We start from the raw sequence: 9,946 nt of genomic DNA on the forward strand, positions 1-9,946 counted from the left end.
TAGAGCACGGCAACGTCCCTGTCCCTGGGCGGGCTTCATCCCTGGGTATGATCACAAATGCCGGAACAGAAAGTCGAGCGGCTCATCTTCCGGATTAAGTTCATGGCCGCCTTCGAATACGTCGCTGTGGAATCGCTCCGCGATACCCAACCGCTCATAGTGCCGCTTCGCCCTTTCGCTCTCCGCGATAAAGCCTTCCGTCGCGAAGACTGCGTCGTGCGAGCCGCCTTCAAGATACAATGGCCTCGGACAGACCAGACCACAGATCTCGGCATCAAGGAACCTATTGGCGGAATCGGTCCAGGTCCAGTCGGACCATCCGTAGGCGAACCGATCGTTGACGTAGCAGGAAGATATGGCGACGGAGATTCGGGCGTCCAGCGCGGCTGCGCACAGCGTGTAGAAGCCGCCGTAAGACAAGCCCATCATACCGATGCGATCGCCGTCAATATCGGGACGCAGCAGCAAGCTGTCCAGGCAGTGCCGGATTTTGACCAATTCCACTGCCGTGATCGAGCTTCCAAGCTGTTTCAATTTGACATCGATCATTGTGCGATCGAAGACGGGACCAAATCGGCCCCCTTCCCACAACAGAAGCTGGGGGGCGAACACGGCGGCTCCCCGCCTCAAAATTCTGCGTGTCATGTCGTTATAGTTAGTGGAATCAAAAAAACCGGCCGTCATCTCCGGCGTCCCCTGTCCGCCATGCTGGGAAATAACCAAGGGGAAAGGACCGTCTCCCACCGGGCGAAAGAATAAGCCGTAGGCCTGCAAGCCCCCATGAACCGGTACCGTCACTCGATAAATGTCGCCTAGCCGGTCCTCCGCTATTTTTTCATACCGAGCTTCCTCTCTCCGGGCGACGTAAGCTTCTGGATCATTAATCGGGACCGGAAGCGGCAAACCCAGCATCGCGGCGAAGTCTTCCCGATAACGCTCCGTGCTGGCGACGTAGGCCTCGCAATCGGTGTAATCCGGGGAATAATAACGCGCCCGCCGCTTTGCCGACTCCCGCTGCATCGCTTCGATCCATTCATTTAATTCGCCGTATTGGCGCTCGCGATACTCATTGCCGGCATGATCAGCTTCTTGGTAAAGATTATCCTTCGGCTCGATCATTGGGCGCTCCCGCTCCATTGTTCATCTGCAAGCGCAATAACGACCATTTGATGGCACTCGAGCTCCGGAAGAGAGTAGGAGACCGCTTCGCGATCCTGCCGATACAAGAGGGGCGTCATCTGTGGCGCCAAGTATACACTCGTAACAGCTCGGTCCGTTCGAATCGAAACCTGAATATTCCGAAGCGGAATAATATCCTCTATCACTTCAATGCCATCGCCTCGTCGCACCGGCGACACATATAGCAAGTGGTTAATGATGCGATGATGCTCCCGCTGCTCTTGCAGCGTAACCATGCCCTGCGCAGGTAAGTTGGTAACCAACGTTTTGGTCGGAAGCAATCGATTCAGCGCAAACACTACCGCTTCTTTCAAGATCAGACTGCCTTTCGATGCATAGTCGTCGAAAACATTCCAAGCGATGTAAATGCCGCTGGCGCTCTCTGCCATGCCAGGTCCGCCATACGCCTCACTGTTAGGCGTATGCAAGTGAGAACAGAATCTGTTCGCATCGCGATTAAAATAAGGATCTTCCCGTTGTCCCAGCTCGGTTCCTCCAGATAGGCTAACCCGCTGTCCTTGCGAATAAAAAACGAAGGATGCCTTACCCAGCTTGCCAGGCTGGAACAACGGTCGAAAATAATCGGGACGATACGGATTCAGACCTTCGTGTTTCACTCCAAAATCAAGTAAAAATTGCTCTCCCTGCTCATCCAGCCCCGACCATCCGGTTGCGAGCAGCTTGCCTCCTCGCCGGATATACTGCTCCAGCTTGACCCGCAGCTCCTCTCCTACAGGAACATAATCCGGCAAAATAATCACGCGGTATACTGAGAAGTCTTGCTCAAGATCCACCACATCGAATAGGAAGTTGCCTTCGAGAAGTATGCGAATCGCACCGGCATCGGACCCCGCCGCAGTCCCCTTTTCGATATGCGCCCGAGCATGCACCCCTGTCGCCTCCAATGTCAGGAGCGCAACATCTGCAATAGCATGAACCGCCGTGCACCATTCTTGCTTGCTCTCAACCTCACGGTAGGCTTCGCCAATTAATCCATACGTAGCCTCATCCATCAACCCGCTTGGATGAAGCTGATCGCCGATCGAAACCCGCGCGCCGTGCGCAAGGCTGAGCGCAGCTTCGTATCGAAGCGCATTCGGATGCTTGTATCCGCCGAATTCTCCCCAGGCCGTATGGAACTTGCCCGTCATTCCAAGGTAATCCATCCCTAACGTCTGCGCGTATCTCGCCGATAGCGGGAAGTGATCGTAGCCGCCTCCGCCCGTCGGCAGAGATTCTAGCTCGAGATGACTGTTCATGCGCGCTAGATCGCGACGCCCGCGCCTAATATGCCCGCCATTATGAAAAACAGGCAAACCCGGCTTGATGGCGTCTACCGTCTCCCTGACCTTAGCCGTATAGACCGCAAAGGTTCGCTCCCATATGGCGAGCAAGGCTTCCTTGTCGCGTCGGCCCTTCCCTTCGATTCGCGCAGCCTCGATACAGGTATGACAATAGCATTCCCGCACTCCGACAATGTCGATGAACAAGCTGTCCGCATCATAACGGGACAACGTCTCCCGTACTTGCGACAATAACACATCGAGATAGGGCGAATTCAGACACAGCTCATGATAGCCAGGTTCATTATAGCCCTTGGTCCATGTTGTCGCATCGTCGCGATCTCGAATCAGCCACTCGGGATGCGCTCTCGCCAGTCTCTCGTCCAGACCGCCGGATAGATACACCGGCGTTTTGACGCCTATTTCATGAGCAGCTTCTATCTGCGCCCCCAGCAGGTCAAAGCGTAGACCGGGATGAATTTCGCTCGCTTCCGACGGATGATACGCCCAGCCGTGATGACATTTGGAGAATAGTGTAATGGAGTCTACATGTCCCAGCTTCAGCATGTGCTGAAATTGTTCCTTTTTGAAGGCTGCTCCAATTGACGCTATGGCTTCAGAGGTATGAAAATCAAGATGCACTTGCCGAAATCGCATATCAACACTTCCTTATAAAATTGTAAATTACCCCTTCAATGATCCGACGGTCAAACCTTGCACAAAATACTTCTGAAAAAACGGAAACACAAACAGCATCGGCCCCGCCGCCAGCATGACCATCGCCATCCGAACCGACAAATCGGGAAAATCGTGTATATTCATATTCATGGACGTCGCAACGTCCATATTTTTAATAAAATCGATCGTATTCATCATTCGAACGAGCAATAGCTGCAAGGGGACCAAATTGTCGTTGTTAATAAACAACAATCCCAAATACCAGTCATTCCAATACGTAAACGAAATGAGCAAGCCAATTGTAGCCAGCGCCGGCGTGGACAGCGGGATAATGATGCGGAAGAAAATTTGCCACTCTCTGGCTCCGTCCATTTTGGCGGACTCGATGATTTCCATCGGTATTTTTGCCATAAAGCCCTTCATCACAATAATATTAAAAGGGGAAATCATCATCGGAAGGATGAGCGCCCAAATCGTATCTTTTAATTGCAAATATTGCGAGATCAAAATAAACCAAGGTACCAGACCGCCGCTGAACAGCATTGTAAAAAAGACGTAGAACGTAAGCGGGCGAGCCAGTCGGTAATCCCTTCTGGAAATCGCGTAGGCGATCATGGCAGTAAGCAATAGGCCGCATGACGCCCCCACGCCAGTAATGAGGGCCGTAATGCCATATGCATTTAACAGTGCCTGGGGCGCCTTAAACAAATACTCGAAAGCTACCAGGCTGATTTCCCGCGGAAAAAAGGAATAGCCATGCTCCAGAAGCGACTGTTCGCTCGACAACGAAGTAGAAATAACCAATGCTAACGGAAGTACAAACAGAATCGTTAGCAGTATGAAAAACAAATGAATGGCCATCTGGGCTGGCTTCCGCCCCTTAATTGCACTATTCACGTCATCCTCCCTTTACCACAACGAATTGTCCTCGTCGATTTTTTTGATCACTAGGTTGGCGCCAAGCACCAGGAAGAACCCAATGACCGATTGATACAGCCCAACGGCGGCCGACATGCCGACATCGCCCAGCTGCCTTAACGAACGATAGACGAACGTATCGATGACATCGGTCGTAGCATAGATAAACTTGGAATCGTCCGGAATAAAGTAGAACATTCCAAAATCAGCCCTAAATATATTCCCAATGCTAATAATGAACAAAATAATAAGAAGCGGGGCCAACAGCGGAATCGTTATTTTCAAAGCCATCTGAAACTTCGACGCTCCGTCGATCGTAGCAGCTTCGTAATAGGAAGAGTCGATGCCGAGAATGCCCGCGTAATAAATCAATGCCGAAAATCCGACGGCTTTCCACAAATTCGTCAGAGTTAAAATGTATGGCCATACCGAGGCATCCTGATACCATGGCTTGGGCTCCATCCCCATTCCTTGCAGTAGCTGATTCAGAAAGCCGTTGGACTGATCGAACAAAGCCATCGCTATATAGCTAACCACGACCCATGACAGAAAGTAGGGCAGAAACATCGCCGTTTGATATAGCTTAAGCCACTTTTTGCTAATTTCATTCAGCAATATCGCAATGATTAATGCAGCAACCATCGTTGTCACAATAAAGGTCGCATTGTACAGCAAGGTGTTCCTCGTAATTCGAAATGCTGTATCCGAGGTAAACAAAAACTCGAAATTTTTTAGACCTACCCATTGGCTCCCCAGAATGCCCAGATTATAACGAAAGTCTTTGAAAGCCAATATAAGCCCGCCCATCGGCAAATAAGCAAACACAAAGATGGCTATGACGGCAGGAAGCGCGAGCACAGTTAATTCCACATTGATGGGAAGCTTCTTTTTCGGTAGCATCATGTCACCCCGTTATGGGCAGGGGGAACTAAACGGGCACAAAACGTGCTCGCCTATTCCCGCCCCGCGCGATTTTACTTCAGGCCGTTGGACGCAAGCCAGGCATCAAATTGGATTTGAATATCTTCGATAATTTTGTCTAGCCCCGCCTTTTTCAAGCGATCGGCATACTCCGGGAACTTCTCCTCCGGATCGATCGAGCCGGTGATCAGCAAGACGTCATACTCTTCGCTAAGCGCTGTCGTGTTGGCCTCTTCCGTCTTCACATTGCTGCTGTCGTATTGGAATCCGATAAACGGGGATACGGTGGCTTCCTCGTTTTGTTGAATCGTCTTCTCCCAGGTATCCGCCGGCTTTCCTTCTTCCAAATATCCGTTGAACACATTGCCGAATACCCAGTTCGTATTGCTCCAATAGCCGGCATTTTCATTTTTCTTAATGATGTTATCCGCAACCTTAGTGTAGTCCTTGCCTTCAATGCCGAAACTCAACAGATTGTATAACGCTTTGTTTGTGTTAACCAGATTCAGCAGCTCCAACGCGCGTTCGGGTTGCTTGGAGGTGAAGCTGATCGCATTTAGCGTTGCATTAATGTCCGCCGCAATAAAGGGTTCCATAATCGTAACGCCTACAATTTCGTAGCCACCGCCACGCGATTGGGCCTCCACCTCTCCGCCTGGTTTTATCGACGTTTCGAAAGTTGCGGCTACGTTGCCTTTGGCGCGCTCGGACTGAACGTCGATAATCGCAATATCCTGCTTGAAGATTCCCTTTTCGAACCAGGAGCGCGCCATTTTCAAATATTGCTGGTATTCTGGCGTGTCGGCCAATGCATGAACTTTGAAATCCTTATCATCCTGATACACAACGGCGCTATTGCCGCCGAAGCCGCCGCTCAGCTTATGCATGCCATACACATACGGGTTAAAGACTGAATTCGCAAGCGGTATAATCCCCTCCTCGTTCTTGGCGATTTGCTCAAACAGCGGCTCCAGATCTTCTACGTTCTTCACTTGGCTGACATCAAAGTTATACTTGTCGATAAATCGTTTTTGAATATAAAAACCGGGTTGACTTGTAATCGTCTGGTAGCTCGGCACGGCATAAATTTTGTCTCCGATTTTGGCGGCGTCCCATACCTTTTCGGAAATTTGCTCCTTTAGCGCAGGGAACTGCTCGAGCAGTTCGTCGATGGGCTGAAAAGCGCCCTTTTGAGCATTGAGCTCATAATTAAACAACCAGTTCGAAGTCCAGACAATATCAATCGTTTCATTGGCCGCCAGTTCCGTATTCAACTTCTGTTCGTAGCTCCCGAAATCGACGGGCATCAACTTAACCGTTGCATTTATCTCTTGCACCGTTATTTCGTTCACTGCCGCTTGAACGGAAGCAAAATCCGGTTGAGCGGCCGCTTGCGGATAATACCAGACCAGCTCAACCAACGGCTTAGAGGCGCCGCTCCCGGGCGAATCGGTGGGCGCCGCTTCGCTTCTGTTGCCACTTCCGTCGCCGCTGCAACCGCTTAACACTACCATTGCAGCCAGCGCTACAGTCATCCATTGGATTCCTTTTTTCATTTCGTCTGACCTCCCAATAATTGTTGTTCCCCTCTTGCAAGCCTCAGTTTGTCGGATTGCCGATCGTATGTAAATTGTACTTATCGTATTTTCTTGACCGTTGCATAGTCTTTTTTGCATTTTTCTATGCCCAAGCGATTCGCCCTCAACGGGCTTTTTTCTGGCGGTATTCCTTGGGCGTTGTGCCGAATTTCTTCTTGAATAGCCGCCAGAAATAGCTCAAATTGCTGTAGCCCACAATCTCCATAATATCCTTAATCGTGTATCTTTCGTTGTCCATCAGCTTGATTGCCTGCTTCATGCGAACTTCGTTGATGTAATCGCCGACAGACACCGCCTCGCTCGCTTTGAACACACGGCCTACATAGGCGGAAGACATCTTGAGCATAGAGGAAATGGCTTGCAAGCTCAGATTCTCATCCTTGTAATTGTCCTCGATAATTTCTTTGATCTTTGATATGAGAACTGTATTTTTGTTTCTGCCGCTATCCAAGATCTCTTCGGACAGCTCCCCGAAGATTCGCAAAAAATCATCCTTGATATCTTCCAGTGTTTTATGTCCCGACACGCTTTGGTGCAGCACATTCAAGCTAAGTGTAATCGGTTGCAATTTGTACGTATTCATCTCCGTAATCGTCTTGCGAACGACCAGAATAAGATGGAACAGGCTTGTCATCATATGATTGTAACTAAGCTTGGACAATTGCGAGAATATGCCGTCCAGACTCAACCGAACCTTATCCTCGTTATTGAGCTTAATACTTTCCACGAGCTTCTGCTCCAGTTCCAACGAAATGCCCACCTCGGCATTCATCCTGTTATCGAACGTCATTTCGGGTACGATAATGCTGTCCAAGCCAAAAATAATGCGGTACATCGCAACCTCCTGCAATTCCAAATACCGCTCTGACAACTCCGTATAGTCTTCACACGGCACGCTGATCGCAACGCCGAACTTCATATTATAGTAACTCGCCACCGTTTTCTTAACCTCGCGCAAAAGCAGACCTATCGTATCCATCGTCTGTTCCGTCTTATCGGCCGTGCTGATCAGCAACACGAGATGACCTGTACGCATATCGATGCATTCGCAGAGGAAATGCCGAAAGAAGGTTTCCTCTACAATATTCATCAATGCAAAGGCGGATAGCTGCGCATCCATCTGGCGTACCGAATTTTCGTCAATCGTTAATACAGCGATTAAATAACGTCCATCCGGATGGATATGGATACCATTGTCTGCAATGCACTGCCGAAACTCCTCTCGTGCGATAGAATCGCTTTCTTTTAACAGCTTTTGAATGTAATACTCCTTGACAATGTTTCGTTTGCTGGTTTGATCCGATTTGAGCACGGCCAGCTTCTCTTTCATAGATTGGTACACCTGGATCACATAGCTCACCTCGTCTTTGGCAGAGGGAGCCGTGGACTCCGACGGGCTGTCTCCTCCGACCTGAAGCATCAAATGATCGATCGGTCGATACAGCCTCAAGCTAACCATTACAGCTAGTATGGCGGCAATAACTAGAAAACAAAGCGTTACCATAATTAACGTATTTCGAATTTGATACAACGTCTCCATGACTGATTTATAAGGTTGTACCATGACGATTTGCCAATTGTTCACGTCTGCATCCATAATAGTGACGATTTGCTTGGCGCCGTTCAACGTGGCGGTAAAATAGGAGGTGTTGAGGGTCTCCATTCGATTTGACTGTTCGGCTTGCAAGTAACGACCCAAATCCAATCGATCCAAACGATCGAAATGAGATGGGAGCAAGACGGTGCCTTCACGGTCCACCACAAAAAAATCGCCATTGCTGCTCTGACCGTCCAACTGATTCAACATTTTCAAGTTGTTTAATAGCCATTCAGACTTTACATTGATGAAGAGAACGCTCTCACCTATGCTGTAATTGTCCAGTGACTGATACATTGCCAACGTAAAAATGTCATAGTTAGGCCGCTCATCGGTCAATAAGCTTGTCGTGCTCATCGGGAGCAGCTTCATTTTGTCCCAAGGAACTTCCTTGTTCAGGATGGGCAAGAAGTTGGCCAGCAGCTTGTCCGTATCCTGATTCGACACGGAGTCCAGAGCATACTTTAAATTATTGGCATAGAAGCTTTGCGTCTTTCCGTTATACACAACGATGGAATGCAAAAATGAAGTGGAGTCCACCCGCTTTTTCTGCTTCATCATTCGGGGAAGCATATCGAGGATATCCTCCGTACGGGTTGACATCAGCGGCGTCAATTCTTCATCGAAAAAAGTGGATATGGCCATATTTTTGATGATTTCGTTCATATAGGTAATGTTATATCGAACCTGCTGCAATACTTTAGTATTCGATTGCACTTGCTGCTGCACAATTTTCTCTTGCGAGACAAAATAAAAAACGATGGCAAAGGTGCTCAAAGACAGCAAGGTTAAAATGGAGATCAAAATCATCATTTTACGCAAATGTAATCTCGAGGTGTATTTGGCTTTGAATTTTCGAACAAGTCCCATATGTAGTCCTCCCCGCCATGTCTACTCCTACATCATAATACAGCAAAGCCTCATTTGTATCTTGGCATACAAGGGATTGTTTCGGAATTGTACAATGTGGTTAAATTTGCACTTCTTATAGAAGTTGTTGATTATGCACAAGCAAAAACGACTTCGTCGTCCTTCCAGGACGTGCGAAGAGCTTTGTCGGAGAATTCTAAGCTGATGTAAGGTTGAAACTTATAAATTCTTAGAATTTAAAAAAAGCGCACCGTGGAGTTAACTTCTCCACCGTACGCTTGTTACCTTCACAACGGCTATTCGTTCCTGTACTCCAGCATGCCAAGCAGCATAACTGCCGCTTCTGCACGAGAGGTCTCCTCATTCGGAGCGAAGCGATTACCGCCTCGTCCTTCGATCAGCCCACTTGCACGCAAGGCCTCTACTGCCGGTCTGGCCCAAGACGGAATATCCCGATGGTCGGCGAACCGTTCCACATCGCCAGCAGGGATATCGATTCGCAACGCTCTTTGCAACATGACTGCCATCTGGGAACGAGTAACAACTGCACTGGCGCCAAACGAACCGTCCTCATACCCGGTGATCAGTCCCGCTGCTGCCGTCTGGGCAACCGCTGCCCGAGCCCATTGCGGAATCTGCTCGCCATCCGAAAAGGGTAGAGCGGTCTCCGCCGTATTAAGTTTGAGCGCATTGGATAGCATAACCGCGAATTGTGCCCTTGTCACCGCCTGATCCGGCCGGAACTTGCCATCGGGATAACCCTGGATCAATTTCAGAGATGCCGCCTTCCTGACAGCCTGCTCACTCCAATGACCGCCTATATCCGAAAATTGCGGCACCGAATTATCGCTGGAGTCCTCCTCAACATCGCTTGGCTGACTCGGCGTTGTTGGCGTTGTTGG

The 9,946-nt window shown here is 49.3% G+C and carries 7 protein-coding genes; all 7 read right to left on the reverse strand.

The annotated features are described in order from the left end of the window. Positions 1 to 51: 51 nt before the first annotated feature. Positions 52 to 1,119: an alpha/beta hydrolase family protein gene (locus tag PA598K_RS24200; protein WP_128659423.1), complete on the reverse strand. Its 1,068-nt coding sequence runs from the start codon at positions 1,117 to 1,119 to the stop codon at positions 52 to 54. Next, entirely contained in the window at positions 1,116 to 3,119 is a 2,004-nt protein-coding gene (locus tag PA598K_RS24205) for a beta-galactosidase trimerization domain-containing protein (RefSeq protein ID WP_128659424.1), read from the reverse strand. The genes PA598K_RS24200 and PA598K_RS24205 overlap by 4 nt, the downstream gene beginning before the upstream one ends. Before the next feature lie 27 nt (positions 3,120 to 3,146). Further along, on the reverse strand, positions 3,147 to 4,037 hold the full coding sequence (locus PA598K_RS24210; protein ID WP_260405578.1) for a carbohydrate ABC transporter permease: 891 nt from the start codon (positions 4,035 to 4,037) through the stop codon (positions 3,147 to 3,149). A 12-nt stretch (positions 4,038 to 4,049) separates the two neighbouring features. Next, a complete protein-coding gene (locus PA598K_RS24215; protein WP_128659425.1) occupies positions 4,050 to 4,961 on the reverse strand; it encodes an ABC transporter permease in 912 nt (303 codons plus the stop codon). A gap of 71 nt (positions 4,962 to 5,032) precedes the next feature. Beyond that, complete coding sequence (locus PA598K_RS24220; protein ID WP_185602198.1) at positions 5,033 to 6,535, reverse strand: ABC transporter substrate-binding protein; 1,503 nt, start codon at positions 6,533 to 6,535, stop codon at positions 5,033 to 5,035. Positions 6,536 to 6,680: 145 nt separating this feature from the next. After that, complete coding sequence (locus PA598K_RS24225) at positions 6,681 to 9,044, reverse strand: helix-turn-helix domain-containing protein (protein ID WP_128659427.1); 2,364 nt, start codon at positions 9,042 to 9,044, stop codon at positions 6,681 to 6,683. Positions 9,045 to 9,340: 296 nt separating this feature from the next. Then, positions 9,341 to 9,946 (reverse strand): S-layer homology domain-containing protein (locus PA598K_RS24230; protein WP_185602199.1); only part of this gene is annotated, 606 nt, incomplete at its 5' end.

Source organism: Paenibacillus sp. 598K (genome assembly GCF_003851045.1).
GTDB lineage: Bacteria > Bacillota > Bacilli > Paenibacillales > Paenibacillaceae > Paenibacillus_D.

Bases quoted from the DNA above. Each gene is read 5' to 3' on its own strand.
- PA598K_RS24200 (WP_128659423.1), bottom strand. From the start codon at position 1,119: ATGATCGAGCCGAAGGATAATCTTTACCAAGAAGCTGATCATGCCGGC.
- PA598K_RS24205 (WP_128659424.1), bottom strand. From the start codon at position 3,119: ATGCGATTTCGGCAAGTGCATCTTGATTTTCATACCTCTGAAGCCATA.
- PA598K_RS24215 (WP_128659425.1), bottom strand. From the start codon at position 4,961: ATGATGCTACCGAAAAAGAAGCTTCCCATCAATGTGGAATTAACTGTG.
- PA598K_RS24220 (WP_185602198.1), bottom strand. From the start codon at position 6,535: ATGAAAAAAGGAATCCAATGGATGACTGTAGCGCTGGCTGCAATGGTA.
- PA598K_RS24225 (WP_128659427.1), bottom strand. From the start codon at position 9,044: ATGGGACTTGTTCGAAAATTCAAAGCCAAATACACCTCGAGATTACAT.